The sequence below is a fragment of the Enterobacter sp. J49 genome, from assembly GCF_002148625.1.
Lineage (GTDB): Bacteria > Pseudomonadota > Gammaproteobacteria > Enterobacterales > Enterobacteriaceae > Enterobacter > Enterobacter ludwigii.
Genome location: NZ_MWPY01000037.1, coordinates 65906 through 92593, shown reverse-complemented (window position 1 = coordinate 92593; position 26688 = coordinate 65906). Strand labels below are relative to the sequence as shown.

The following is a 26688-nucleotide window of genomic DNA, read 5'->3' as shown; positions in this document are numbered from 1 at the left end:
TGTGTAGGGTGGTTGTGTTTAGAGGACGATCTCACGCTGGCTACGCAGGGATTCCAGCGCTTTATCCGCCAGGTACAGCGCACGTTCACCATCATCGCCGCTACAGTCAGGCGTCGCTTCGCCGCGCAGCACCGCAACAAAGTGTTCCCACTCCGCGGCGTAAGCGGATTTGTAGCGCTGCAGGAAGAAGTGTTCCGGCAGCGCGCCGGTGCAGCCCTGTTTGCCGTAGTGCTGCACCTGATTTTCAAGAATATTGCCCGCGCACAGCAGGCCTTCTGAGCCGTGCAGTTCCAGGCGCTGGTCGTAGCCATAAGAAGAGCGGCGGCTGTTGACGATGGTCGCCATCGCGCCGGAGGCATACTTCAGTACGATAAACGCGGTATCGATATCCCCCGCCTCGCCAATTGCCGGATCCACCAGATTGCTGCCCTGGGCATACACCGACACCGGCTCTTCGCCCATGATGAAGCGCGCCATATCAAAATCGTGAATGGTCATGTCGCGGAACATACCGCCGGAAACGCGCACATATTGCGCCGGTGGCGGGGACGGGTCGCGGGAGATAATCAGCAGCGATTCGGGCTTACCGATCCGCCCGGCCTGCACCTCGGTTTTGACCCGGCGAAACTGCGGGTCAAAGCGGCGGTTAAAACCGATAAACAGCGGTACGTTGTACTCGTTAACCACTTTCAGGCAGTCGCGCACGCGGGCAAGATCCAGGTGTACCGGCTTTTCACAGAAGATCGCTTTGCCGTGGCGGGCGGCCATCTCAATCAGATCCGCGTGGGTGTCCGTCGCAGACGCGATCAGCACGGCATGAACGTTTGGGTCGCTCATCGCGTCCTCCAGGCTCTGCAGACGAGCCTGATATTGCGTGGCGAGGCGGGTGGCAAATTCCTGATTCGGGTCGACCACAGACCAGAGCGTGGTCTCACTGTGGCTGGCGATGTTAGCTGCATGTACCTGGCCAATTCGGCCAGCGCCCAGTAAAGCAATGTTAAACATAACGGCTCCCGGTGTTGGTGAATGCTGTGAACTAACGACCCCTTAAATAAAACATTTATTTCATTTTTATAAATAGTGAAAATTATATTTTTGAGTGCGGGTTAACACTTTTGAGATGATTGAGATAAATTTTGTTATCAATCTCACAACATGGAAGAAGGTGCTACTAACCCCTCACCCCTGCCCTCTCCCCAAAGGGGCGAGGGAGAAAAGAGTGCACTACACCATCCCCTCTCCCCTTTGGGGAGAGGGTTAGGGTGAGGGGAAAATGAAATGAAAATTTCGTTATGGCGGGAAATACTTAATACTGGCGTGCTTTTTTCACCTGCGCCTGGGTTTGCTCGGCGGCTTTGCGCACCGCAGACGATCCCGCGACCTGCGCATCACCGGTTCGCCACCATGACGCGTAATCATGGGTCATGGTTTTCGGCAGCACTTTGATATCCAGCAGCGTTGGGCCAGGATGCGCCCGCGACGCCGCCAGCGCCGCCAGCAGACTCTGCTCGTCGTGGACCCGCCACGCGCGACAGCCGTAGCTTTCCGCGTTCTGGGCGAAATCGACTTTCACCAGCGGCCCGTCAAGCCGGCCTGAATCTGGATTTCGATGACGGTTTTCCGTACCGAAGCTCCCCATCCCGTGCCCCATCTGCAGGTTATTAATGCAGCCGAAGCTGGCATTATCAAACAGCAAAACGGTGACGTTAATCCCCTCCTGCACCGCGGTTTGTAGCTCGGAGTGCAGCATCATGTAGGAGCCATCCCCCACCATGGCGTAAACCGGCTGATGCGGGCTGGCAAGCTTCGCGCCTATCGCCGCGGCAATCTCATACCCCATGCAGGAGTAGCCGTACTCCAGGTGGTAACTGTCCGGCGTCTTCACCTGCCAGAGGCGCTGTAAATCCCCGGGCAGCGATCCGGCCGCGCCCACGACGATGGCGTTATCTTCGATATGTTGATTGATAAGCCCCAGCACCCGCGTCTGGGTCAGGCGGGTATTGAGCGCCTCACCGTATTCCGCCAGCTGCGCATCAAGGTGCCCTGCCACTTCAGGCGCATCGTCGGGATGCCACTGACGGCCCCATAAGCGCTGGCACTCCGCATGCCAGGCAGATTTCGCCTCAGCGATCTCCTCTCCCCAGTGGCTTCGGTACGCCGGGAGCGCCTGCGTTAAAGCGTGCAGCCCGGTTTGCGCATCGGCAATCAGCGCCGTGGCATCCAGTTTCAGGGCATCAAACTCGGCGACGTTCAAAAGCAGGAACTCGACGTCCGGATGGGAAAAGAGCGCTTTGGAGCCGGTGGTAAAGTCCGTCAGGCGCGTGCCGATGCCAATCACCAAATCCGCCCTGGGTGCAAGCTGGTTAGCGGCCATTCCGCCCGTCACACCCATCCCTCCCAGATTAAGGGGATGATCGCTTACCAGCGCCCCCTTTCCGGCCTGGGTTTCGGCAAACGGCAGTTGCAGCGTCTCGACAAATTCCCGAAATGCCTCATGCGCGCCGGAATAACGCACGCCCCCGCCACACACCACCAGTGGACGGCGTTTACGGGCAATCAACGCCTGTGCCTGGGCCAGACGCTGGGGGTCAGGCGGACGGCGTTCAATGTGATGCACGCGACGCGTAAAGAAGCTCAAGGGATAATCCCAGGCTTCGCCCTGTACGTCCTGCGGCAGGCAAATGGTCACTGCCCCCGTCGCTGCGGGGTCAGTAAGCGTACGCATCGCATTTAACATCGCGCTCATTAACTGTTCCGGACGGTTAATGCGGTCCCAGTAGCGTGAAACGGGACGGAAGCAGTCGTTGGTGCTGATACTGAGATCGTGGTACTGCTCGATTTGCTGCAAAACCGGATCGGGCTGGCGGCTGGCATAGATATCCCCTGGTAACAGCAGGAGCGGAATGCGGTTCGCGGTGGCGGTCGCCGCGGCCGTCACCATATTAGCCGCGCCGGGCCCGACGGATGAGGTGACGGCAAAAATGCGCCGACGGCGATGCTGTTTGGCGAATCCGGTCGCCATATGGGCGATGCCCTGTTCGTTACACCCCTGCATCACCTGCAGGTGGCCAGGATCCTGCTCCAGTGCCTGGCCGATACCCAGCACGTTGCCGTGACCAAAAATGGTCGCCACGCCCTCCACGAAGGGCGTTTCGTGTCCATCAATGGAGACATACTGTTGATTAAGGAATCTGACCAGGGCCTGAGCCATGGTCATACGTTCGGTTTGCATAAAACCTCCTGTCAGCCCAGCGTCGGCATGGAGAACGCAGCGCCAGTCTCCTGCTGCATTTCCGGCCAGCGTGCGGTGATGGTTTTCATTCGGGTGTAGAAACGCACGCCGTCGTTGCCGTGGACATTCAGCGCACCAAAGATCGAACGCTTCCAGCCACCAAAACTGTGGAACGCCATCGGCACCGGGATCGGCACGTTCACCCCAACCATCCCTGCCTGCACCTCTTCGCAGAAGCGGCGCGCGCAGCCACCGTCACGGGTAAATATTGCCGAGCCATTACCATATTCATGCCGGTTAATCAGGTCCACCGCGCTGCTGTAATCTGCAACACGCACCACAGAAAGTACCGGCCCGAAAATCTCTTCTTTATAAATGGTCATCTCCGGCGTGACGTTATCGAACAGCGTTGGTCCAACAAAATAGCCCTGCTCGTGGCCTTTCACGCTGAACCCACGGCCATCCACGCGCAGGCGGGCTCCCTGAGTTTCCCCGCTGTCGATATAGCCCAGTACTTTGTTACGGTGTGCCGAGGAGATAAGCGGCCCCATTTCGTTCTCTGGCGTCTGGTCCAGACCCGGTCCGACGCGCAGCGCGGCAATCTGTTTTTCCAGCCGGGAACAGAGTTCATCAGCGGTGTTATCCCCCACTGCCAGCACCACCGACAGCGCCATGCAACGTTCTCCCGCCGCGCCGAAGGCAGCGCCCATAATCGCGTTCGTCGCCATATCCATATCAGCATCCGGCATTAAGATGCAGTGGTTTTTTGCCCCGCCCAGCGCCTGACAGCGTTTACCGTGGGCGGAGGCGGTCTCGTAAATGTATTGGGCGATCGGCGTTGAACCGACAAAGCTCACAGCCTGCACGCGCGGGTCAGTCAGCAGCACGTCAACCGACTCTTTATCGCCCTGCACCACGTTAAACACGCCGTCAGGCAGGCCGGCGTCTTTCAGCAACTTTGCCAGCGCGAGCGCCAGAGAGGGATCTTTTTCCGACGGTTTCAGCACGAACGTGTTGCCGTTGGCCAGCGCAATTGGGAACATCCACATCGGCACCATTGCCGGGAAATTAAACGGCGTGATCCCGGCACATACGCCGAGCGGCTGCATCAACGAGTGGCTGTCGACACCGGTGCCAACGTTAGCGGAGTGCTCACCTTTTTGCAGATGCGGGATGCCGCAGGCAAACTCCACCACTTCCAGGCCACGGGTCAGCTCGCCCACCGCGTCGGAGAAGACTTTGCCATGCTCTTCGCTGATGATGCGGGCCAGGCGCTCCATGTTCTCTTCCAGCAGCGCTTTGAAGCGGAACATCACGCGTGCGCGTTTAAGTGGAGAATGACGCGCCCAGCCAGGAAATGCCTGCTGTGCTGCGGCAATCGCCTGTTCGGTTTCCTGTGCCGTACTCATCACCACCTGGCGGATCTGCTCTCCGGTGGCCGGGTTGAAGATTGCCTGAACGCGCTGGCCTGAACCGGTGACACACTCGCCGTGAATAAAATTCGCTACCGTCTCCATCCTTAACCTCTCGCTGTTGATACGTGACTGTTACCTGCACACTATATATGAAACAAATATTCCATTTTAAGTTGAAATAAAATAAATGATGATTATTGTGATCAAGGATGGATTTTTATGTTAACAGCCACCATCACTGGTGCAGCCTGCGCTATTAAGGCATTTCAGGCGTTGAAATGCGTGAAGCTTCTGTTTCATTTTTGAGGCCAGATGGACGGCCGGCATTTAAAAGACGCGGTTTTGCGTTTAGAATCATAAAACTATGCATAGGGGGTAAAATGACCACAGCAACCAGCCTGAATGAGCTGCAGCAGCAAATCCGCGATCGCTACGATAGCCTGAGCAAGAGGCTGCAGCAGGTCTCCCGCTATGTGCTGGATAATACCAACAGCGTGGCCTTTGATACGGTCGCCGTCATTGCCGAGCGTGCCGATGTGCCGCCGTCAACGCTGATCCGTTTTGCCAATGCTTTTGACTTCACCGGTTTCAACGAGATGAAACAGCTGTTTCGCATGAACCTGGTGGAAGAGACCGCCAGCTACAGTGACCGCGCCCGGCTGTTTCGCGAAATGGAAAGTCAGGCCGTCCCGGAAACCCCGCTCGATATTCTGCAGGAGTTCGCCCGTTCAAATGCGCAGGCCCTCCAGCAGCTGGCTGCCCGCGCCGAGCCGGAGATGCTGGAGCGCGCCGTGCAACTGCTGGCCGAAGCCGACACAATCTATATCGCTGGGTTACGCCGCTCGTTTAGCGTCGCCGCCTATCTGACCTACGCCCTGAGCCACCTGGAGTGCCGCCCTATTCTGCTCGACGGTATGGGGGGGATGCTGCGTGAGCAGATCAACCGCATCAAGGCGCAGGACATCGTGGTCTCGATCAGCTTCTCGCCGTATGCGGAAGAGACGGTGATGGTCAGCGAAACCGCCGCCAGCGTCGGCGCGCGGCAGATTGTGATCACCGACAGCCAGATAAGCCCGCTGGCCACCTTCAGCGATCTCTGTTTTGTGGTGAAAGAGGCGCAGGTTGACGCGTTTCGCTCGCAGTCGGCGACGCTGTGCCTGGTGCAGTCGCTGGTGGTAGCGCTGGCATATCGGCTGGGCAGTGGGAAGTAACGGAGAATAAAAAAACCCCCTGCGCAAGCAGAGGGTTTGGGGTGATATCAGGGGAAAATCATTCCCACTCAATCGTAGCCGGTGGCTTACCGCTGATGTCATACACCACGCGGGAGATACCGTTCACTTCGTTGATAATGCGGTTAGAGACGCGGCCCAGGAAGTCGTACGGCAGGTGCGCCCAGTGCGCGGTCATGAAGTCGATGGTTTCTACCGCACGCAGGGAAACAACCCAGTCGTACTTACGGCCATCGCCCATCACGCCGACAGAGCGCACCGGCAGGAACACGGTGAACGCCTGGCTCACTTTGTTGTACAGGTCAGCTTTGTGCAGCTCTTCAATGAAGATAGCGTCCGCGCGACGCAGCAGGTCGCAGTACTCTTTCTTCACTTCGCCCAGCACACGCACGCCCAGACCTGGACCCGGGAACGGGTGACGGTAGAGCATGTCGTACGGCAGACCCAGTTCCAGGCCAATCTTACGTACTTCATCTTTGAACAGCTCACGCAGCGGTTCAACCAGGCCCATCTTCATCTCTTTCGGCAGGCCGCCCACGTTGTGGTGAGATTTGATGACGTGTGCTTTACCGGTTGCGGAAGCCGCAGATTCAATCACGTCAGGGTAAATGGTGCCCTGCGCCAGCCATTTAACGTCTTCCAGCTTCAGCGCTTCTTCGTCGAACACTTCAACGAAGACGCGACCGATGATTTTACGTTTCGCTTCCGGATCGTTCTCGCCGGCCAGCGCGTCGAGGAAGCGCTTCTCGCCTTCCACGTGAATGATGTTCAGACCGAAGTGGTCGCCGAACATATCCATAACCTGCTGTGCTTCATTCAGACGCAGCAGACCGTTGTCCACGAATACACAGGTCAGGTTTTTGCCGATTGCGCGGTGCAGCAGCATCGCGGTGACAGAGGAGTCAACACCGCCGGACAGGCCGAGGATCACTTTGTCATTGCCAACCTGCTGGCGGATACGCTCAACGGCGTCGTCGATGATTTTTGCTGGCGTCCACAGTGCTTCACACTGGCAGATATCACGCACGAAGCGTTCCAGCATGCGCATACCCTGACGGGTGTGGGTCACTTCCGGGTGGAACTGCACACCGTAGAAGCGTTTTTCTTCGTTCGCCATAATCGCAAACGGGCAGTTATCGGTGCTGGCAACGGTCACAAAGTCAGACGGGATGGCGGTGACTTTGTCGCCGTGGCTCATCCACACGTCCAGCAGCGGTTTGCCGTCTGCGGTCAGGGAGTCTTCGATACCGCGAACCAGCGCGCTGTCGGTGACGACTTCAACCTGCGCGTAACCAAACTCACGCTCGTTAGACCCTTCTACGTGGCCGCCCAACTGCATGGCCATGGTCTGCATACCGTAGCAAACGCCGAATACCGGCACGCCCGCTTCAAACACGTACTGCGGTGCGCGTGGGCTGTTCTCTTCGGTGGTGCTTTCCGGGCCGCCGGACAGGATGATGCCGCTTGGATTGAATTCGCGAATCTGTGCTTCCGTGACATCCCATGCCCACAGTTCACAGTAAACGCCCAGTTCACGCACGCGACGTGCCACCAGTTGAGTGTACTGAGAACCAAAGTCCAGGATGAGAATGCGATGTTTATGAATGTTTTCCGTCATTGACGCTAATTCCGAGGCAAGTGAAACAAATACAGAGCGCCCGGCATGAGCCGGGCGCGGAAATTTATCAGGAGCCCAGACGGTAGTTCGGGGACTCTTTGGTGATCGTCACGTCGTGAACGTGGCTCTCCTGGATACCCGCACCGCTGATGCGTACGAATTCCGCTTTAGTACGCAGCAGGTCGATGGTACCACAGCCGGTCAGCCCCATACAGGAGCGCAGGCCGCCCATCTGCTGGTGAATGATCTCTTTCAGGCGGCCTTTATAGGCAACGCGGCCTTCGATACCTTCCGGTACCAGTTTGTCAGCGGCGTTATCGCTCTGGAAGTAACGGTCGGAAGAGCCTTTGGACATCGCGCCCAGGGAGCCCATACCACGGTATGATTTGTAAGAACGGCCCTGGTAGAGTTCGATTTCGCCCGGGGATTCTTCAGTACCGGCCAGCATGGAGCCAACCATGACGGCTGCAGCACCTGCAGCGATCGCTTTCGCGATGTCGCCAGAGAAGCGGATACCGCCGTCAGCGATAACCGGAATACCGGTGCCTTCCAGCGCTTCAACCGCGTCGGATACCGCGGTGATCTGCGGAACGCCTACGCCAGTCACGATACGGGTGGTACAAATAGAGCCAGGACCGATACCGACTTTCACCGCGCTGCAGCCTGCTTCAGCCAGTGCGCGAGCGCCTGCGCCCGTTGCAACGTTACCGCCGATGATCTGCAGGTCTGGGTATTTCGCACGGGTTTCACGAATACGTTGCAGAACGCCTTCGGAGTGGCCGTGAGAGGAGTCAATCAGCAGTACGTCAACGCCCGCAGCCACCAGCGCGTCAACACGCTCTTCGTTACCTGCACCCGCGCCAACGGCAGCACCTACGCGCAGACGGCCATGCTCGTCTTTACAGGCGTTAGGTTTACGTTCTGCTTTCTGGAAATCTTTAACGGTGATCATGCCCAGCAGGTGGAAGTTCGCGTCCACAACCAGTGCTTTCTCAACGCGCTTCTCGTGCATTTTAGCCAGCACGACGTCACGGGTTTCGCCTTCACGGACGGTCACCAGACGCTCTTTCGGGGTCATGTATACGCTGACAGGCTGGTTCAGGTCAGTCACGAAACGCACGTCACGGCCGGTGATGATACCCACCAGTTCGTTATCTTCGGTGACAACCGGGTAACCGGCGAAACCGTTACGTTCGGTCAAGGCTTTCACTTCGTGCAGGGTGGTGGTTGGCAGAACGGTCTGTGGGTCAGACACGATGCCGGATTCATGTTTCTTCACGCGGCGAACTTCTTCAGCCTGACGCTCGATAGACATGTTTTTATGAATAAAGCCGATGCCACCTTCCTGTGCCAGGGCGATAGCCAGGCGCGCTTCAGTCACGGTGTCCATTGCCGCAGAGAGCATAGGAATGTTCAGGCGAATCGTTTTCGTCAACTGCGTGCTGAGATCGGCAGTATTCGGCAGAACGGTGGAATGAGCGGGAACGAGGAGGACGTCGTCAAACGTCAGTGCTTCTTTAGCGATACGTAGCATGGGCAATATCTCTGACCTGGTGGGTGGTTAAATATTGCCGTGGCATTATACAGAGCGTAACCGATTGCATCCACACTTTTTTATAAAAAAACCTTGCACTCCCCTCTCAGCAGGTTACTATCGACTGAATAACTTGCTGATTTAGAATTTGATCCCGCTCACATGTTATCCACTCAATCCCCCTCAATTTTTACTGTCAGCCGCCTTAATCAGACGGTTCGTTTGCTGCTTGAGCAGGAAATGGGGCAGGTCTGGATCAGCGGTGAAATCTCTAACTTCACGCAGCCTTCATCTGGTCACTGGTACTTCACGTTAAAAGACGACACCGCTCAGGTGCGCTGTGCAATGTTCCGCAACAGCAACCGCCGCGTGACGTTTCGCCCTCAGCATGGTCAGCAGGTTCTGGTTCGTGCCAATATCACCCTGTATGAGCCGCGCGGCGATTACCAAATCATCGTCGAAAGTATGCAGCCTGCGGGCGAAGGTGTGTTGCAGCAGAAGTACGAGCAGCTAAAAGACAAACTCTCGCAAGAGGGTCTGTTCGATCAGCAGTTCAAAAAACCGCTCCCCTCACCTGCCCACTGCGTTGGGGTGATTACGTCAAAAACCGGGGCGGCACTGCACGATATTCTTCATGTCCTCAAACGCCGCGACCCGTCCCTGCCCGTTATCATCTACCCGACCGCTGTTCAGGGTGATGACGCACCGGGTCAGATTGTCCGCGCCATTGAACTTGCAAACGCACGTCAGGAGTGCGACGTGCTGATTGTCGGGCGTGGCGGCGGTTCGCTGGAAGACCTGTGGAGCTTTAACGACGAACGCGTGGCACGGGCCATTTTCGCAAGCCAGATCCCGGTCGTCAGCGCCGTCGGCCACGAAACGGACGTGACAATAGCTGATTTTGTGGCGGATTTACGCGCGCCAACGCCCTCCGCAGCCGCGGAAGTGGTGAGCCGCAATCAGCTGGAGCTGCTGCGTCAGCTGCAGAATGGTCGGCAACGTCTGGAAATGGCGATGGACTATTTTCTGGCCAACCGGACGCGCCGGTTTACCCAGCTTCATCATCGCCTGCAACAGCAGCATCCGCAATTGCGGCTGGCCCGTCAGCAAACCGTGCTGGAGCGTCTGCGTCAGCGAATGAACGTCGCACTGGATATTCAGCTCAAGCGCGCGGTCTCGCGCCAGCAGCGTATTACTCAGCGCCTGAACCAGCAGAACCCACAGCCAAAGATTTATCGCGCGCAAACGCGTATCCAACAGCTTGAGTATCGACTGGCAGACACTATCCGCGCACGTCTTAGCACCACACGTGAACGCTTTGGCAACGCCGTGACCCACCTCGAGGCGGTCAGCCCGCTCTCGACGCTGGCACGAGGCTATAGCGTAACGACCGCCACCGACGGTAAAGTGCTGAAGCAAACGAAGCAGGTGAAAGCCGGAGATGTTCTCACCACCCGTCTGTCAGACGGCTGGGTGGAGAGCGAAGTGAAAGAGATTAAACCGGTGAAAAAAACGCGCCAGCGAAAAACCGGATAATTCTTCGTCGGTTACAAACTATACTGCTGCTATTCCCTTTTATCTGGCCTTGCCCGAACTAAGGAGAGCAGCATGTCTTATCTTCACAGCGTCATTCCCCCCTATATTCTTCGTCGCATTATCGAAAGTGGCTCTGAGCCGCAGCAGCGCTGCGCCCGTCAGACATTAACGCATGTGCAAACGCTCATGGCGCATATGCCGGGCAAACCCGCCGCGCCGCACGTCAATAAAGCCGGTCAACTGGAGCGTGATATTTACGATGCCAGACAGACGCAGGAGCTGCCGGGTACTCAGGTGCGTTATGAGGGCCAGCCGTCAAATGGCGATGTGGCCGTTGATGAAGCCTACAATTATTTGGGGGTCACCCATGATTTCTTCTGGAAAATGTATCAGCGCGATTCGCTTGATAATAAAGGCCTCATCCTGACCGGTACCGTGCACTATGGCCGGGAATATCAGAACGCCTTCTGGAATGGTCAGCAGATGGTCTTTGGCGATGGCGATGGCGAAATATTTAACCGCTTTACCATTGCCATTGACGTCGTGGCCCACGAGCTAAGCCACGGTGTCACCGAGACCGAAGCCGGGCTTATCTATTTTGAGCAGTCTGGCGCACTGAATGAATCATTGTCAGATGTGTTTGGCTCGCTGGTCAAACAGTACCACCTCAAACAGACCGCCGATGAAGCCGACTGGCTGATTGGTGAGGGGCTTCTGGCAGACGGTATTAACGGCAAAGGGCTGCGCTCCATGTCAGCGCCCGGCACCGCCTATGACGATCCTCTGCTCGGTAAAGACCCGCAGCCTGGGCACATGAAAGACTTTATCAAAACGCGCGAAGACAACGGCGGCGTACACCTGAATTCAGGTATTCCCAACCGGGCGTTTTATCTGGCCGCGAAGGCGATTGGGGGTCATGCCTGGGAAAAAGCGGGATATGCCTGGTACGACACAGTTTGCGACCGTCACCTGGCGCAAGATGCCGATTTTGAGGCCTTCGCAAAACTGACGGTTGCCCACGGCGAGAAACGGTCCGGTGGTGACGTGGCAGCTGCGATAAAACAAGCCTGGGAACAGGTGGGAGTGCTGTAAATGCAGGTTCCGGAACTCACAGATGACGCCGTCGTTGAGCTGGCCCGGGAAGGCGGCGTCGCTTTTATCCCTAAGCTAAGCGGCCAACGCACCATTACGCTTTCTTCACTCAATGAGGCCCAGCGTCAGCGCGTGGTAAGCATCCTGGAGCAGGCATTTCCACGCGGCCAGCCGCCGGGTGAACCCACCTCGCCGGGGAGTGGCGATCAGCGTTATTTTCGCATCCAGATAATCTGGACTCAGCACAATCAGGCCCAGTACACCGATATGATTGTGCTGGTGCCTGAGCAGGAAGCCCCTGAGTCGCTGGTCGAGCTATGGCAGAAAGGCGAAGGCTGCGTGTGTGATTAAGCTTCAGCCGGGACAAACTCCACGCGCTTTTTCGAAATCAGGCCGTGGCCGTTCTGGCAGAAATAATCCACCGCACCGCAGGCTTTTAAGACCTGGAGTGGCTGATGACACTCCGGGCAGCGGGCTTCGAGCGCGATATCCTTATCGCAGTGCTCACAGTGGGCGACGCCATTTTGCACTTCAAGCTCTGCGTGGCAATCCGGGCAGGTAATCGACATGATGACTCCTTTGCTGGGCATTCTGTAATACGTTGATATTAACACGCAGCACTCAGTGCGGGCCACGCAGCTGTTGCTGTAAGGTCAGCAGCAGTTCTACTTCCGCCATTCGACGGCGTGTCGTCCGGCTCACTTCTTCCGGGTCACATTCGAAAAGACTTTTCTGCCCCAGAATGCGCTCTGCCAGGCAGTGCATATAAATCGTGCCTGGAATATGCCAGCGCTGAACCCGATCGCCGTCCGTCAGCACGAGCACATCTTCTGCTCCGTGACGATCGTGGCTTATGACGCGCCCGTCATGCAGATACAGCCGTAACCCTTTTTGCCCGCCTGACGGTCCCGCATATTTGTTGAGCCAAATCTCCACCGGAATGCCACTAAGCTGCCCGCGAAGATGAGCGCGGCCCTCTGCCGTGGTGAGATCGCCCTGTTTGATCTCACGCCCAAGCCGGTCAGTAGCGGCCACCACCTGCAGCGTCATATCATCCCCGCCCCCCAGATAACGCACCGTTTCACGCAGCATCGCCAGCACATGCGTGCCGATGTCCAGGATAACGCCGTCAGGATGGCGAAGCGTGCGGGTGTCCACTTCACCCGTCGCGAAGTTAAGCGCGACAGGTTCTCCTTTTGCGTTAAACCCGCTCGGTTCCTGCAAAAAACCGTCAATTCTGGCGATATCAGCAAAAGTCCCGATCAGCCCAAGCTGAACCGTTGCGAGGCGCGCCATCCAGTGGTCAAGTGCGAGCACACGGGACGCCGCACCGGGCAACGCCAGCAGTCTGTTCAGTTTTTCGAGCTGCGCGAGCGTGGCGACGATGGGTTTTTCAACCACGATCCGCACCACAGGAGACGCCAGGGCGTGCTCCAGCACCTCAAGATGCTGCAGAGAAGCCGTGGTAATAAACAGGGTATCAAGAGGATGCGAGAGAAGTTCGGTGAGAGAGGCGCAGCGCGTTACGCCTTCAGGGTGTCTGCCTGGCTGAACATCAAAACCCAGGCAGTGCAGTGAATCGCCATACAGATTGTGTAGTGCGGGTAAGTACGCGGTTTCCACCACCGCGCCAAGACCAACAAACCCTAACAGCATCTTCTACCTCGTCGAGTAAATTACCGGGGCAAACGCCTGCCCCGGTATTGACGAGCAAGGCGTTATCAGGCGTTAGCGGCCGGTTTAGTCTGCGCATTTTCCAGCATGCGACGTACCGGAACAATGAGGACGATCAGCACCGCGGCACAAATCAGCAGCGCGATGGAGCAACGTGCGAAGAGATCCGGCAGCATATCCAGCTGGTCGGCCTTCACGTGACCGCCAATCAGACCTGCCGCCAGGTTGCCCAGCGCACTTGCGCAGAACCACAGGCCCATCATCTGCCCACGCATTCTTTCCGGTGCCAGCAGCGTCATGGTCGCCAGACCAATCGGGCTCAGGCACAGTTCCCCCAGCGTCAGCATCAGGATGCTGCCCACCAGCCAGAATGGCGACACGCCCGCGCCACCGTTATTCAGTACGTTCTGCGCAGCCAGCATCATCAGACCAAAGCCTGCGGCGGCACACAAAATACCAATAACAAACTTGGTGATACTGCTCGGACGAATGTTCATGCTGGCAAGTTTCGGCCAGGCCCAGCTGAATACCGGTGCCAGCAGGATGATGAACAGAGCGTTAATCGACTGGAACCATACCGCCGGGATTTCGAAATCACCGATCATGCGGTTAGTGTAGTCGTTGGCAAAGAGGTTGAATGACGTTGGCTTCTGCTCGAAGGCGGACCAGAAGAACGCAGCGGAGACCAGCAGAATAAAACAGACCAGAAGTCTGGCACGCTCTTTACGATTCAGGCCCGCAAAAAGGAACAGGTAGATAAAGTAGAGGGCAACGGACGCCGCAATCACGTAAACCAGCACGCTGGCTACCGCAACCGGGTTAATCACAATCACACCCTGCGCGATCAGCGTAACGATAACCGCCACACCCACAGCCAGCGCCAGCAACCATGCGCCTACGCCGTTTCTTTTCACCACCGGGCTGTTCCAGGTCGAGTCCAGCCCCACTTCGCTGTCATAGCGTTTCATTGCCGGAACGGCAAACACGCGGAAGATGATCAGGGCAACCAGCATCCCGATGCCACCAATGCCGAAGCCCCAGTGCCAGCCGTGAGATTTAATCAGCCAGCCGGAAATCAACGGCGCGATAAACGAGCCCATGTTGATGCCCATGTAGAACAGCGAGAAACCGCCGTCACGGCGCGCATCGCCTTTTTTGTACAGCGTCCCAACCATGACCGAGATACAGGTCTTAAACAGACCAGAACCGAGCACGATGAACATCAGGCCGATAAAGAACAGGTTATCGCCCATGATGGCCGAAAGCGCAATCGACAGGTGGCCGAGCGCAATCAGGATAGATCCGTACCAGACGGCTTTCTGCTGGCCGAGCCAGTTATCCGCCAGCCAGCCACCCGGCAGTGCGGCCAGGTACATGGTGCCGGCAAAGATGCCCACAATTGCCGACGCGTTTTCACGTGCCAGCCCCATCCCGCCGTCATACACGGTAGCGGCCATAAACAGGATCAATAATGGGCGAATGCCGTAAAACGAGAAACGTTCCCACATCTCGGTAAAGAACAGCGAACCGAGCGGATAAGGGTGGCCGAAGAACGTTCGGCTTTCTTTTTGATTAACAGAGGATTGCATAATTCTCCCAGGAAGGTATGTGTCGTGCTTGTAAACACCAGCATGTACGCCGGCCAGTTACGTATCTGACCGATTTTTTACATGCGGCGAAAAGTTAGTTAACCATTTGATAACCAGTCGCTAGTTTTGTCTAGTACCGGACCCTGGACTTTAAGATGAAAATTCGATGATTGTCTACTTTCTTAGATTTAAACTTGGTTAAAAGTGAATAGTGATTGACATCACACAGAGTGGACTGGCGGTATGAGCGGGCGAAAAAAAGCCCGCGATCAACGCGGGCTTCAGAAAGAACGGCAACGCTTATTTGCTTTTCTTAATGTGCTTAATCAAACGCTTACGCTTACGCATCTGGTTTGGCGTCAGGGTATTGCGCTTGTTGGCGAACGGGTTCTCCCCTTCCTTGAACTGGATGCGGATTGGCGTGCCCATTACGTCCAGTGATTTACGGAAGTAGTTCATCAGATAGCGCTTGTAGGAATCCGGCAGGTCTTTAACCTGGTTGCCGTGAATCACCACGATTGGTGGGTTATAACCCCCGGCGTGAGCATATTTCAGCTTCACGCGACGACCACGCACCAGCGGCGGCTGATGGTCTTCTGCTGCCATGTTCATGATACGGGTCAGCATGGCGGTGCTCTGACGACGGGTGGAGCTGTCGTACGCTTCACGCACGGACTCAAACAGATTACCTACACCGCTGCCGTGTAACGCAGAGATAAAGTGCACGCGGGCAAAGTCGATAAAGCCCAGACGGAAGTCGAGCGTCTCTTTCACCTGCTCTCTCACCTCATTACTCAGGCCATCCCATTTGTTGACCACGATAACGAGTGAGCGCCCACTATTTAGAATGAAGCCGAGCAGAGAAAGGTCCTGATCGGAGATACCTTCACGCGCATCGATGACCAGCATGACCACGTTGGCATCTTCAATCGCCTGCAGGGTTTTGATAACGGAGAATTTTTCCACCACATCGGTGATTTTCCCGCGCTTACGTACGCCTGCGGTATCAATGAGCACATACTCACGCTCATCGCGCTGCATCGGGATATAAATACTGTCGCGGGTGGTGCCCGGCATGTCGTAAACGACCACACGCTCTTCACCGAGGATACGGTTAGTAAGTGTAGACTTACCTACGTTTGGACGGCCCACGATAGCCAGTTTGATCGGCAGATCCTGCGGGTTGAAGTCGTCTTCAGGCTCTTCCTCGCCCGCTTCGCCGTCTTCGAACTGCGCCCAATATTCGGCGTCTTCATCGATCTCTTCCGGCGGGTTAACTTCATCAACCCACGGCAGCAGAACGGTTTCCAGCAGGCTGGTCACGCCACGGCCATGAGATGCCGCGATCGGGTAGATTTCGCCCAGACCTAAGGACCAGAAATCCGCAACCGCCTGGTCTGCATCAATACCGTCAGTTTTGTTCGCCACCAGGAAAGTGGGTTTTTCACGCGAGCGCAGATGTTTCGCAATAGCGGAGTCCGCTGGCATCAGGCCTGCGCGAGCGTCCACCATAAACAGAACCACGTCAGCTTCTTCAATCGCCAGCAGCGACTGTTCCGCCATGCGGGTTTCAACACCATCTTCTGTCCCGTCAATACCACCGGTATCAATACAGATGAACTCGCGTCCTTCTACTTCTGCACGACCGTACTTACGGTCACGCGTCAGCCCCGGGAAATCCGCAACCAGCGCATCACGGGTGCGTGTTAAACGGTTAAAAAGAGTGGATTTTCCAACGTTAGGGCGCCCGACAAGCGCGACCACAGGTACCATGTTTGAAGCCTCATAAAATTCAAATAAACGTCGCATTTGCGGCGTTTTTAAAAATGTCAAAACGGCTCCTGAGTGAACAGGAGCCGTTTAGTATACTACAACCGCTGGGTAATTAACGCGTGATCGCGTACAGCGTGCCGTCTTTTGCCTGAATCAGCAGTTTGCCGTCAGCCACGACCGGTTCCGTCAGGAAACCTGAGCTGTCGACTTTTTGCTGAGCAACAAAACGACCGTTGTCCGGGTCAATCCAGTGCATATACCCTTCGCTATCACCCACCACCAGGCTACCGTTATACAGTGCTGGTGCGGTCAGCAGACGGTGCAGCAGATCGCTTTGCGTCCACAGCGTAACACCACCTTCGGTGCTGAGCGCCAGCAGACGGTCGTTCTGATCGACCATATAGATACGGTTGCCATCAACCACGAAATCATTTACCGAGCCCAGTTCACGTTTCCACATGACCTGGCCGCTGCGCAGATCCAGCGCGGTCAGGTTACCGTTATAGGCCAGTGCGTAAACCACACCATCTACGATAACCGGAGTCGTGTCGACATCGCTCAGACGATCGATTTCCGTTGAGCCTGTCGCCTGAGAAATACGCTGCTGCCAGATCATCTGGCCTTGCTGCATCAGTACCGCGCTTACACGACCGTTGTCACCGCCAACAATGGCAGCACCAAAGGCGGTAGCCGGCGCAGATTCACCGCGCAGGGACAAGGAAGGCATATCCAGGTTCACGGTCCATTTCACCAGACCATCAGCTTCGTTCAGCGCCTGTAACTGGCCGTTGCTGGTGTGGATCAGTACCATGCCGTCGCTCACGACCGGACGAGACAGAGACTCACCGGCCACGGAGGTTTGCCATGCAACAGAACCATCGCTGGTGTTGAGAGCATAGACCTGGGCTTTTTCGCTACCCACGTACACATGCCCACCGGCAACGGTCAGACCGCCAGAAAGCAGTGCCGGTTTACGAGAGAACCAGCCGTCTTTTTCCGCCAGGTTAACCGACCACACTTCTTTCCCGTCATCGGCATTAACCGCCTTCACGGTACCTTTGCGGTCAGCCGCATAGATAACGCTGTCGGCAAAAGCCGGGTGCAGGTTGGAATAAAAATCACCAATACCATCGCCCACGGAGGTGCTCCACGCGGTGGACGGGGTAAACTGGTTTTCAACAGTCGGCAGTGGGGACATTTTCACAACGTCTTCTTCGCCACTGAACAGTGAACAGCCACTCAATAACGTAACAGAAAGCAGTCCTGGCAGAAGTAATTTACGCAATTGCATCGGGTCCCTCTCAGACGGACAAATTATTTATTTTCATCTGCATCATTTCGCTCAGCGCAGGTGAAGCTTTGCTCTCTACGCCAGCTTGCCACGCTTTACGCGCGCCCGCTTTGTCACCTTTGCTCAGCAGTGCTTCACCGCGCAGATCGGCAACAATGGCAGCAAAACCTTCGCCTTTGATGGTATCGAGCGTTTTCAGCGCATCGTCAGCTTTTTTCTGCTGAACCTGAATACGAGCCAGGCGCAGATTGATCACCGCTTTCAGATTTTCATCACTGGCGGCGGTTAGCCCTTGTGACAGCAGGCTAGCGGCTTTATCCAGTTCGTTCTTATCAACGTACTGCTGCGCCACTTCCAGTGCGGCCAGCGCACCGTAGGTGTTTTTGTTGTCAGCGGCAAATTTCTCAGCCGCCGTCAGCGTTTGCGGCTGATCGGCACGGATTGCGCTAACGGTATTTTCATACGACAGCGACGCGTCACGCGCGGAGTCCGCCTGATGACTGTTCCAGTAACGCCAGCCTACCAGCGCACCGACACCTAAAATAACCCCAACAACCAGCGCCTTGCCGTTTTCGACAAAGAAGCGTTTAATCGCGTCGACCTGATCGTGTTCGTTCTCGTAAATTTCCACGCAGTCCTTCTCCTTAGCCCAATAGAGTGCGCAAGTGCGCCGCAACGCCGTCCTGCGTTACCGTTGTCTGCTCACCCGAGCGCAGGTCTTTCACAACCACTTCGCCGTTAGCCACTTCGGACTCGCCCAGCACCAGTGCAATACTTGCGCCCCATTTATCGGCACGAGCAAACTGTTTTTTGAAGTTGCCGCCGCCATGGTTGGTCATCAGCTTCACGTCCGGCAGTGCATCACGCACACGTTCCGCAAGCTGCATTGCCGCAGGCTGCGTTTCCGCGCCTGAGGCTACCAGGTATATATCGACAACGGAATCTGCTTTAAATTCCGGATTAACTGCCTGAACCAGCAAAACAAGTCGCTCAAGACCCATGGCGAAGCCAACGCCAGGGGCTGGGCGACCACCAAGCTGCTCAACCAGACCGTCATAACGACCGCCGGCACACACGGTGCCCTGGGAACCGAGGCTGGATGTCACCCACTCGAACACGGTGCGGTTGTAGTAGTCCAGACCGCGCACCAGACGCTGGTTCACGGTATAAGCAATGCCCGCGGCTTCCAGCAGTTTGCACAGACCCGCAAAGTGCTCACGTGACGCTTCGTCCAGGTAGTCGCCCAATGCAGGTGCTTCGTTCAACAGCGCCTGTACGTCAGGATTTTTGGAATCCAGCACGCGCAGTGGGTTGCTGTACATACGACGTTTGCAGTCTTCGTCCAGCTTCTCTTTGTGCTGCTCCAGGAACGCAACCAGTGCGTCACGGTAGTTCGCGCGTGCTTCCAGAGAACCGATGGAGTTCAGTTCCAGTGAGACGTGCTCAGCAATGCCGAGCGCACGCCACCAGCGGGCAGTCAGCATAATCAGTTCGGCGTCAATGTCCGGGCCCTGCAGGCCAAAGACTTCCACACCCAGCTGGTTGAACTGGCGATAACGACCTTTCTGTGGACGTTCGTGGCGGAACATCGGGCCGATATACCACAGGCGCTGCTCCTGATTGTACAGGAGACCATGTTCGATGCCGGCGCGTACGCAGCCCGCCGTACCTTCCGGACGCAGTGTCAGGCTGTCGCCGTTGCGGTCCTCGAAGGTGTACATCTCTTTTTCAACCACGTCGGTCACTTCGCCGATCGCGCGTTTGAATAACGGGGTCTGCTCTACAATCGGCAAACGGATTTCGCTGTAACCGTAGCTGCCGAGCACCTGTTTGAGTGTGCCTTCAATGCGCTGCCAGATGGCGGTTTCGCCAGGCAGATAATCGTTCATGCCGCGGATGGCTTGAATGTTTTTTGCCACGTTTATTCTCTTTCTATATACAAAAAAGAACCCAAAGAATGGGTTCAATCATACATGGGAAGCGCCACGCTTCCCATCACGTTATTTTTCAACCTGCTGAATGCTGATGCGCTGCGCTTCATCCATCATTGTTGCTTTGGCACGGATGCGGGCTTCAAGCTGGTCGATCATATCACTATTATCCAGACGATCTTTACGCACGCCATCTTCATAGAGACCACTTTTCTTGTTACCGCCGGTGACGCCGAGCGTTGACACCAGGGCTTCACCCGGACCGTTCACCACGCACCCGATGATGGAGACGTCCATCGGGGTGATGATATCTTCCAGACGTTGCTCAAGCGCATTCACCGTGCCAATCACGTCAAATTCCTGACGTGAACAGGTTGGGCAGGCAATGAAGTTGATCCCACGTGCGCGAATACGCAGTGATTTGAGGATATCGAAACCGACTTTGATCTCTTCTACCGGATCGGCCGCCAGCGAAACGCGCAGGGTGTCACCGATCCCTTCCGAGAGCAGCAGCCCCAGACCGATCGCCGATTTAACGGAACCGCTACGAAGGCCACCGGCTTCCGTAATCCCGAGGTGCAAAGGCTGATCGATCTGTTTTGCCAGCAGGCGATAAGACTCTACTGCCAGGAACACATCTGAGGCTTTTACGCTGACTTTGAACTGATCGAAGTTCAGACGATCAAGATGATCAACGTGACGCATCGCGGATTCAAGCAGCGCCTGCGGTGTTGGCTCACCGTACTTTTCCTGCAGATCTTTTTCCAGGGAACCGGCGTTGACGCCGATACGGATAGGAATATTTTTATCGCGGGCGCAATCCACCACCATGCGGATACGCTCTTCGTTACCGATGTTGCCCGGGTTAATACGCAGGCAGTCGACGCCATATTCAGCAACTTTCAGCGCAATGCGGTAATCGAAGTGGATATCAGCAACCAGCGGAACGCTGACCTGCTGTTTGATCAGTTTGAACGCCTCTGCGGCATCCATTGTCGGCACGGAGACGCGAACAATGTCCGCGCCTACACGCTCTAACGCTTTGATCTGATTGACCGTCGCTTCCACGTCTGTGGTGCGCGTGTTGGTCATCGACTGGACGGCGATAGGAGCCCCATCGCCGATTGGCACATTACCAACGTAAATCCGTTTCGATTTTCTACGTTGAATCGGAGCCTGGTTATGCATGAAAAATCTCCCGCGTTGCCCGTCTGTTACTGTGCTGCTGATTGTTCGGCATTAACGGTAAGACGCGCAACCTGGTTAGTTCTGATAAAGCGGCTCAGGTCGACAGGTTTTCCTTGATACTGGATCTGAACTGCTGCCGGAGCGCCGATTTTAAGTTTATACGGTGCCTGGCCGGTTAGGTTTAACGTGCCATCTTTACGCTGCAGACCGCTGAACAGTTTTTTACCTGTTGCATCGGTCACTTCCAGCCAGCAGTCAGCAGAGAAGTTCATCACCAGCGCATTTGGGTCCGCCGCCGGCGCAGCCGTTCCGGCCGGGTTGGTTGGCAGTGACGCAGCACCGTTGTCCGCAGGCTGAGTGGCCGCTGGCGCGTTGGTCGCGGTATCCACGTTTGCCTGAGAAGGGGCAACCACCGCGTTTGGATCCTGAGCCTGAGGCGCAGGGGTATTAGCCGTTGCGGCGGGTGCCTGCCCGGCATCGGTTGCAGGCGCATCGGTCGCGGCAGTCTGCGGCTCGCTGGAGGTGGCAGCACCTTCGGTATTCAGCGGCACGCTCTGAGCGTTGTCATTGCCGGACTGATTGAGCTCGGCGGAGGATTGATCGGCCATGGTGGTGATCTCTTCCTGCTGCGCCTTGTGGTTTTGCCACCACCATGCGCCCGTCAGGCCGATCACCACAAACAGCACCAACCAGGTAAAGCTCATCAGCCAGCCATCACGTTTTTTACGACGTTTTCCCAGGGAGAAGGTCTGCATCGGCGCAACTTTTGCTGCGCGGACCGGTGCCTGCTTCTCCATCATTGGCAGTAATTCTTCTTCAGGGATATGCACCAGTTTTGCATAAGAGCGGATGTAACCACGCAGAAATGTTGAAGCCAGATCGGCCGGAGCCTTATCTTCTTCAATATCGCGAACCGTGGAAACCTTCAGACATAAGCGTTCTGCAACGGCTTGCTGGCTGAGTCCGAGTTGTTCACGGGCGTTGCGAAGACGAACGCCAGTGGAGAGTGCTTCATGTTGGTCGTGAGTGGCTTCAGTATTCATTCGCTACAACTACTGGTACGTGAAAAAAAAGGGTTCAGGTGCCGGTAAGTCACAATGCCACCCGCACCGCGAAAGTTCTGATCAGTTAACCTTGAACAGACAGTATAAGACTGTCAGCCCGGAGATGACAGCACAGCCCTGCCCGTCAGGATAAACTGTTGTTACGTCGTTACATACTGCCCGAAAGTCGGATGAAACGCACCGTAATTATTGATCAGTCATCACGAATCTGACTGATTATTCAGTAAGATTATGCTTCACGGCGCAAATAATGCGCCGTGAGTGCATAAGAATCAAACAGCTTTCACCGCAATCGTCTCGCCCTGCATACGTTTACGCAGGGTACGTTTGGTACGGTCAATCACATCACCTGCCAGCTGTCCGCATGCAGCATCGATATCATCACCACGGGTTTTACGCACGATAGTGGTGAAACCATACTCCATCAGCACCTTGGAGAAACGGTCGATACGGCTGTTCGAGCTACGGCCATAAGGTGCGCCCGGGAACGGGTTCCATGGAATCAGGTTGATTTTGCACGGCGTATCTTTCAGCAGTTCAGCCAGCTGATGCGCATGCTCGGTACCGTCGTTTACGTGATCGAGCATGACATACTCGATCGTCACGCGGCCCTGGTTCGCGTTGGATTTCTCCAGGTAGCGACGCACGGCGGCGAGGAAAGTTTCGATATTGTACTTTTTGTTGATGGGTACAATTTCGTCACGGATTTCGTCGTTCGGTGCATGCAGGGAGATCGCCAGCGCAACGTCAATCATGTCGCCCAGCTTGTCCAGTGCAGGCACTACGCCTGACGTCGACAGCGTTACGCGACGCTTGGACAGACCAAAGCCGAAGTCATCCAGCATGATTTCCATCGCCGGAACGACGTTGGTCAGGTTCAGCAGTGGCTCGCCCATGCCCATCATCACTACGTTGGTGATTGGACGGGTCCCGGTTACTTTCGCCGCACCGACGATTTTCGCCGCACGCCACACCTGGCCGATAATTTCAGACACGCGCAGGTTACGGTTGAATCCTTGCTGAGCGGTTGAGCAGAACTTGCACTCCAGCGCACAGCCCACCTGAGAGGAGACGCACAGCGTGGCGCGGTCTTCTTCCGGGATGTAGACGGTTTCAACGCGCTGATCGCCAACGGCAATCGCCCATTTAATGGTGCCATCGGCAGAGCGCTGCTCCTCCACCACTTCTGGTGCACGGATTTCAGCCACTTCTTTGAGCTTATTGCGCAGCACTTTGTTGATGTCAGTCATGTCATCAAAGTTGTCGCTGCAATAGTGGTACATCCATTTCATGACCTGATCGGCACGAAACGGCTTCTCGCCCATCTCTTTAAAGAATTCGCGCATCTGCTGACGGTTCAGATCCAGCAGGTTAATTTTTCCATTTTTATTTGGAACCGCAGGAATGGCGACTTCGGAGGTATTCACTAATTCAGACATAATTTTTTCCGGCCTCGTTGTTACACGTTATGGCCCATGGAGGGTTGAAAAGAAACGCCCCGGAAAGCAGTCTGCTCGTCCGGGGCGTTGCATTGTACAAAGTCTGGCGCAGGGATGCCACGTCTGCACGCGGCATTTACGAAAATAATGTGTAAACGAAACCGTTAAATTAACGGGTACGTGGACACACTTCGCCTTCAGCGAAGAAGAACGCGATTTCACGAGCGGCAGATTCAACAGAATCGGAACCGTGGGTGCCGTTCTCGGTGAAGCTGTCTGCATAGTCGGCGCGCAGGGTACCAGCCAGTGCGTTATCCGGGTTGGTCGCACCCAGCAGGTCACGGTGACGCTGTACTGCGTTTTCGCCTTCCAGTACGGATACAACGATCGGGCCAGAAGTCATGAACTCAACCAGACCGTCGAAGAATGGACGACCTTCGTGCTCAGCGTAGAAACCGCGAGCCTGCTCAACGGTCAGGTGCAGCATTTTGGTGCCAACGATTTTGAACCCTGCTGATTCAAAGCGAGCAAAGATGCTGCCAATAACGTTTTTTGCCACCGCGTTTGGTTTGATGATGGAAAAAGTACGTTCAATAGCCATGATAACCTCTGTAAATGTTCTGTTGTTTTTCATACCTGAGTATGGTGTGGCGCGGATTATAATGAGCAATAGCGCCATTGCCTATGGATTCAGGTAACATTTTTTTAAAATGAGACGAAGATTAGCAACAGCTCACAGCAGAAGAGACGTTTAACGCTACTGCAGCGTGAAATTCACCGTCGCCACCTGCCCCGCTTCATCCATCACCAGCACCTGATAATCGCCTGATTTATCAAGCTGCAAGGTGTAAAACCGGCTCTTCACCGCCAGCGGTTCGCCATTCAAAAACCACCAGCGTTCACCGCTATTGCCGGTGGCCTGTAGCGGTAACGAGACGCGGGATTCCCCCGGCAGACGCTTGATAACCGCGCCTTCACGCACGCCAGTCAACATCAGCGGTGCAGGTGAGTCCTGCGACAAGGGCGGACAGGTAGCCGATGGCGAAGGGATCCGTGCTGAGCGCCGCTCGGCTGCAGGCAGCCAGGGTTCCAGCGGCAGCGGCCAGACATCCAGAACTTTCTCGGTCGCATCCGGGCAGTCTGCCGCCACGCGTTTGCCCTCTTTATCCAGCCAGACCGGGAAACGGATCCCGCGAATACCTTCCTGTTCCGGTAAGAGCAATGTCGGCGGCTCGCTGCCGTCCAGCAGCCAGGTCGCCAGACGACGACGGCAATTTTCGCTCCCTTCCGGCAGCGACTGGCCGCCCGGCCAACAGATGACGCCGCGTCCCACACCGTCAGGACGCGGGTCGCGTGGCAGACGCGCCTGATCGAGCGTTGAACCAGACTGCAGAACATTATTTACCTGGTTAAGCAGAGGTACCGCGCTCGCAAACCCAAACTGCCCCGCCACAGGCGTGCCGTCCGGTCGTCCGGTCCAGATCCCAATAACGTAACGGGCATTCAGCCCTACCGCCCATGCATCACGGTAGCCATAGCTGGTTCCCGTTTTCCATGCCAGAGGTACCACCTGTGGCAACGTATTGTCCGGCAGCGGCTGCGCCTCATTGGCCAGAATACGGCGAATGATCCACGCCGAGCCCTGGGATAACAACGGCCGCTCTGACAAGGGATCGCCTGGCTGTAATCGCAGCCGGCCCGCTTTACCGTGTCGGGCGAACGCGCTGTAGGCCGCGGTGATATCGGCCAGCCGCGCCCCTGCCCCGCCCAGGATCAGCGATAAATTCGGCTGTGCGCCAGCAGGTAAAATCAGCGGCAAACCTGCATTACTCAACATCGCAGCAAAACGTTTTGGTCCGTATGCCTCGAGCACCTGCACGGCGGGCAGATTAAGGGAACGTACCAGCGCTTCACTCATACTCACCGGCCCATGGAATCCACTGTCGAAATTACCCGGGCGATAATCCCCCGTTTTTCTTGGAACATCCTGGAGCAGCGATGCCGGGTGGATCAAACCGTCGTCCAGCGCCATACCGTAGATAAAGGGCTTGAGCACCGATCCCGGCGATCGGATCGCATTCACCATATCCACATGGCTAAACCGGGTGTCATCGTTAATGTCGACCGATCCCACCCAGCCACGCACTTTCATATCCGTGTGATCGACGACGATCATTGCCAGCGAACTGCGTGCCGGCAGGCGGGATTTCCAGTTCATCGCCAGTTCTTCAAGCTGCCGCTGCAGGGACGCATCTAAGGTAGTCACAATTTTAGTATCGCGACTTTTGCTGAGCATCATGCGCGAAAAGAGCGGTGCCAGCTGCGGCATTTGCCGGGGCGCCAGCCATACCGCTTCTTCACGGGACTCCTTAACCTGGCTTGCCGACCAGACGCCCTGCGTCACCATCCGGTCGAGCACTTTGTTGCGTGCCGCTTCTGCACGTTCCGGCCAGCGGTCAGGACGCAACCGGCTTGGCGCCTGCGGCAATACGGCGAGCAGCGCCGCTTCGGAATAGCTGAGCTGCGAAGGTGGTTTGCCGAGGTAGGTCCAGCTTGCCGCACCAATCCCCTGCAGCGTACCGCCAAACGGGGCGCGGTTAAGATAAAGCGTGAGGATGTCGCGCTTAGAGAGGTGCCACTCAAGCTGCATGGCTCGCCAGAGCTGACGAATTTTGCCACCAAAAGTGCGCGGATGCGGATCCAGCAGGCGCGCCACCTGCATAGTGAGCGTGCTACCGCCTGAGACAACCCTCCCGGAGGTAAGATCCTGCCAGGCGGCGCGCAGCACAGAGAACGGATTCACGCCTGGATGGTCCCAGAACCAGCGATCTTCATACTGGATCAAGGCTTCAAGATAGCGGGGAGAAACCTCTTCGAGAGTGACCGGATAGCGCCAGATCCCTTCGCTGTCGGCAAAACGCCAGAGCGGTGTGCCTTTTTCGTCCACCACCACCCGTGCGGGGTTGACCTCTTTCAGAGGTAACGGCCACAGGCGATCAGCGGCCAGGATCAGCCCCCATAAAACGAGAAGCGCTCCCGCCAGCCACAGCCAGCGGGAGCGTATCAGACGTACAAGCCGCATA

General features: G+C 56.2%; 21 protein-coding genes. 4 read left to right on the top strand and 17 right to left on the bottom strand.

Translation table 11 applies throughout. From position 1 onward, the window contains the following. Positions 1-18: 18 nt before the first annotated feature. The 3 genes from iolG to BJP35_RS18750 form a co-directional block, all read right to left on the bottom strand. Entirely contained in the window at positions 19-1005 is a 987-nt protein-coding gene (iolG, locus tag BJP35_RS18760) for an inositol 2-dehydrogenase (protein ID WP_025203474.1), read from the bottom strand. Between the two features lie 301 nt (positions 1006-1306). Beyond that, complete coding sequence (gene iolD, locus BJP35_RS18755; protein ID WP_086463472.1) at positions 1307-3232, bottom strand: 3D-(3,5/4)-trihydroxycyclohexane-1,2-dione acylhydrolase (decyclizing); 1926 nt, start codon at positions 3230-3232, stop codon at positions 1307-1309. Between the two features lie 11 nt (positions 3233-3243). Beyond that, positions 3244-4749: a CoA-acylating methylmalonate-semialdehyde dehydrogenase gene (locus BJP35_RS18750; protein WP_086463471.1), complete on the bottom strand. Its 1506-nt coding sequence runs from the start codon at positions 4747-4749 to the stop codon at positions 3244-3246. Positions 4750-5027: 278 nt separating this feature from the next. Here BJP35_RS18750 and BJP35_RS18745 point away from each other — a divergent pair, with 278 nt between their 5' ends. After that, positions 5028-5858 carry a MurR/RpiR family transcriptional regulator gene (locus BJP35_RS18745; RefSeq protein ID WP_032680493.1) on the top strand — a complete coding sequence of 277 codons (831 nt, stop codon included), beginning with the start codon at positions 5028-5030 and terminating at the stop codon, positions 5856-5858. Between the two features lie 58 nt (positions 5859-5916). On the opposite strand, the gene guaA is transcribed toward BJP35_RS18745, so the two are convergent. Then, positions 5917-7494 carry a glutamine-hydrolyzing GMP synthase gene (gene guaA, locus BJP35_RS18740; protein WP_014171154.1) on the bottom strand — a complete coding sequence of 526 codons (1578 nt, stop codon included), beginning with the start codon at positions 7492-7494 and terminating at the stop codon, positions 5917-5919. 67 nt (positions 7495-7561) lie between these two features. Then, positions 7562-9028 carry an IMP dehydrogenase gene (guaB, locus tag BJP35_RS18735; RefSeq protein ID WP_020883040.1) on the bottom strand — a complete coding sequence of 489 codons (1467 nt, stop codon included), beginning with the start codon at positions 9026-9028 and terminating at the stop codon, positions 7562-7564. 162 nt (positions 9029-9190) lie between these two features. On the opposite strand from guaB, the gene xseA reads away from it, so the two are divergent. From xseA to BJP35_RS18720, 3 genes are all read left to right on the top strand, one after another. Next, positions 9191-10564: an exodeoxyribonuclease VII large subunit gene (gene xseA / locus BJP35_RS18730; protein WP_047743070.1), complete on the top strand. Its 1374-nt coding sequence runs from the start codon at positions 9191-9193 to the stop codon at positions 10562-10564. A 72-nt stretch (positions 10565-10636) separates the two neighbouring features. Continuing rightward, positions 10637-11656 (top strand): M4 family metallopeptidase, encoded by a 1020-nt coding sequence (locus tag BJP35_RS18725; protein ID WP_014171157.1) that lies wholly within the window; start codon positions 10637-10639, stop codon positions 11654-11656. Continuing rightward, the gene (locus BJP35_RS18720; protein WP_020883037.1) at positions 11657-12007 is read left to right on the top strand and encodes a protealysin inhibitor emfourin; all 351 of its coding nucleotides are present in this window, start codon (positions 11657-11659) and stop codon (positions 12005-12007) included. Here BJP35_RS18720 and BJP35_RS18715 read toward each other — a convergent pair. The 12 genes from BJP35_RS18715 to pbpC form a co-directional block, all read right to left on the bottom strand. Then, a complete protein-coding gene (locus BJP35_RS18715) occupies positions 12004-12225 on the bottom strand; it encodes a zinc ribbon domain-containing protein (protein ID WP_025203470.1) in 222 nt (73 codons plus the stop codon). The genes BJP35_RS18720 and BJP35_RS18715 overlap by 4 nt on opposite strands. Positions 12226-12277: 52 nt before the next feature. After that, on the bottom strand, positions 12278-13312 hold the full coding sequence (locus tag BJP35_RS18710; protein WP_047743072.1) for a Gfo/Idh/MocA family oxidoreductase: 1035 nt from the start codon (positions 13310-13312) through the stop codon (positions 12278-12280). A gap of 65 nt (positions 13313-13377) precedes the next feature. Next, a complete protein-coding gene (locus BJP35_RS18705) occupies positions 13378-14919 on the bottom strand; it encodes a peptide MFS transporter (RefSeq protein ID WP_025203468.1) in 1542 nt (513 codons plus the stop codon). Positions 14920-15219: 300 nt separating this feature from the next. Next, a complete protein-coding gene (gene der, locus BJP35_RS18700) occupies positions 15220-16692 on the bottom strand; it encodes a ribosome biogenesis GTPase Der (protein WP_020883033.1) in 1473 nt (490 codons plus the stop codon). 112 nt (positions 16693-16804) lie between these two features. Next, a complete protein-coding gene (bamB, locus tag BJP35_RS18695) occupies positions 16805-17983 on the bottom strand; it encodes an outer membrane protein assembly factor BamB (protein WP_014171163.1) in 1179 nt (392 codons plus the stop codon). 10 nt (positions 17984-17993) lie between these two features. After that, entirely contained in the window at positions 17994-18614 is a 621-nt protein-coding gene (locus BJP35_RS18690; RefSeq protein ID WP_020883032.1) for a YfgM family protein, read from the bottom strand. Between the two features lie 13 nt (positions 18615-18627). After that, positions 18628-19902, bottom strand: a complete 1275-nt coding sequence (hisS, locus tag BJP35_RS18685) for a histidine--tRNA ligase (protein WP_047743074.1) — start codon at positions 19900-19902, stop codon at positions 18628-18630. A gap of 81 nt (positions 19903-19983) precedes the next feature. Next, positions 19984-21102 (bottom strand): flavodoxin-dependent (E)-4-hydroxy-3-methylbut-2-enyl-diphosphate synthase, encoded by a 1119-nt coding sequence (ispG, locus tag BJP35_RS18680; RefSeq protein WP_014171166.1) that lies wholly within the window; start codon positions 21100-21102, stop codon positions 19984-19986. Positions 21103-21128: 26 nt separating this feature from the next. Continuing rightward, positions 21129-22145 carry a cytoskeleton protein RodZ gene (rodZ, locus tag BJP35_RS18675; RefSeq protein WP_014171167.1) on the bottom strand — a complete coding sequence of 339 codons (1017 nt, stop codon included), beginning with the start codon at positions 22143-22145 and terminating at the stop codon, positions 21129-21131. A 293-nt stretch (positions 22146-22438) separates the two neighbouring features. Then, positions 22439-23605, bottom strand: a complete 1167-nt coding sequence (locus BJP35_RS18670) for a bifunctional tRNA (adenosine(37)-C2)-methyltransferase TrmG/ribosomal RNA large subunit methyltransferase RlmN (protein WP_014171168.1) — start codon at positions 23603-23605, stop codon at positions 22439-22441. A gap of 169 nt (positions 23606-23774) precedes the next feature. After that, on the bottom strand, positions 23775-24206 hold the full coding sequence (gene ndk / locus BJP35_RS18665) for a nucleoside-diphosphate kinase (RefSeq protein ID WP_003860625.1): 432 nt from the start codon (positions 24204-24206) through the stop codon (positions 23775-23777). 156 nt (positions 24207-24362) lie between these two features. Next, a complete protein-coding gene (gene pbpC / locus BJP35_RS18660; RefSeq protein ID WP_047743077.1) occupies positions 24363-26687 on the bottom strand; it encodes a peptidoglycan glycosyltransferase PbpC in 2325 nt (774 codons plus the stop codon). Between the last annotated feature and the right edge of the window lies 1 nt (position 26688).

What these genes read in the sequence shown, in the direction of transcription:
- iolG (WP_025203474.1), bottom strand. Translation starts at nt 1,005, where the DNA reads ATGTTTAACATTGCTTTACTGGGCGCTGGCCGAATTGGCCAGGTACAT.
- iolD (WP_086463472.1), bottom strand. Translation starts at nt 3,232, where the DNA reads ATGCAAACCGAACGTATGACCATGGCTCAGGCCCTGGTCAGATTCCTT.
- BJP35_RS18750 (WP_086463471.1), bottom strand. Translation starts at nt 4,749, where the DNA reads ATGGAGACGGTAGCGAATTTTATTCACGGCGAGTGTGTCACCGGTTCA.
- BJP35_RS18745 (WP_032680493.1), top strand. Translation starts at nt 5,028, where the DNA reads ATGACCACAGCAACCAGCCTGAATGAGCTGCAGCAGCAAATCCGCGAT.
- guaA (WP_014171154.1), bottom strand. Translation starts at nt 7,494, where the DNA reads ATGACGGAAAACATTCATAAACATCGCATTCTCATCCTGGACTTTGGT.
- guaB (WP_020883040.1), bottom strand. Translation starts at nt 9,028, where the DNA reads ATGCTACGTATCGCTAAAGAAGCACTGACGTTTGACGACGTCCTCCTC.
- xseA (WP_047743070.1), top strand. Translation starts at nt 9,191, where the DNA reads ATGTTATCCACTCAATCCCCCTCAATTTTTACTGTCAGCCGCCTTAAT.
- BJP35_RS18725 (WP_014171157.1), top strand. Translation starts at nt 10,637, where the DNA reads ATGTCTTATCTTCACAGCGTCATTCCCCCCTATATTCTTCGTCGCATT.
- BJP35_RS18720 (WP_020883037.1), top strand. Translation starts at nt 11,657, where the DNA reads ATGCAGGTTCCGGAACTCACAGATGACGCCGTCGTTGAGCTGGCCCGG.
- BJP35_RS18715 (WP_025203470.1), bottom strand. Translation starts at nt 12,225, where the DNA reads ATGTCGATTACCTGCCCGGATTGCCACGCAGAGCTTGAAGTGCAAAAT.
- BJP35_RS18710 (WP_047743072.1), bottom strand. Translation starts at nt 13,312, where the DNA reads ATGCTGTTAGGGTTTGTTGGTCTTGGCGCGGTGGTGGAAACCGCGTAC.
- BJP35_RS18705 (WP_025203468.1), bottom strand. Translation starts at nt 14,919, where the DNA reads ATGCAATCCTCTGTTAATCAAAAAGAAAGCCGAACGTTCTTCGGCCAC.
- der (WP_020883033.1), bottom strand. Translation starts at nt 16,692, where the DNA reads ATGGTACCTGTGGTCGCGCTTGTCGGGCGCCCTAACGTTGGAAAATCC.
- bamB (WP_014171163.1), bottom strand. Translation starts at nt 17,983, where the DNA reads ATGCAATTGCGTAAATTACTTCTGCCAGGACTGCTTTCTGTTACGTTA.
- ispG (WP_014171166.1), bottom strand. Translation starts at nt 21,102, where the DNA reads ATGCATAACCAGGCTCCGATTCAACGTAGAAAATCGAAACGGATTTAC.
- rodZ (WP_014171167.1), bottom strand. Translation starts at nt 22,145, where the DNA reads ATGAATACTGAAGCCACTCACGACCAACATGAAGCACTCTCCACTGGC.
- BJP35_RS18670 (WP_014171168.1), bottom strand. Translation starts at nt 23,605, where the DNA reads ATGTCTGAATTAGTGAATACCTCCGAAGTCGCCATTCCTGCGGTTCCA.
- ndk (WP_003860625.1), bottom strand. Translation starts at nt 24,206, where the DNA reads ATGGCTATTGAACGTACTTTTTCCATCATCAAACCAAACGCGGTGGCA.
- pbpC (WP_047743077.1), bottom strand. Translation starts at nt 26,687, where the DNA reads ATGCGGCTTGTACGTCTGATACGCTCCCGCTGGCTGTGGCTGGCGGGA.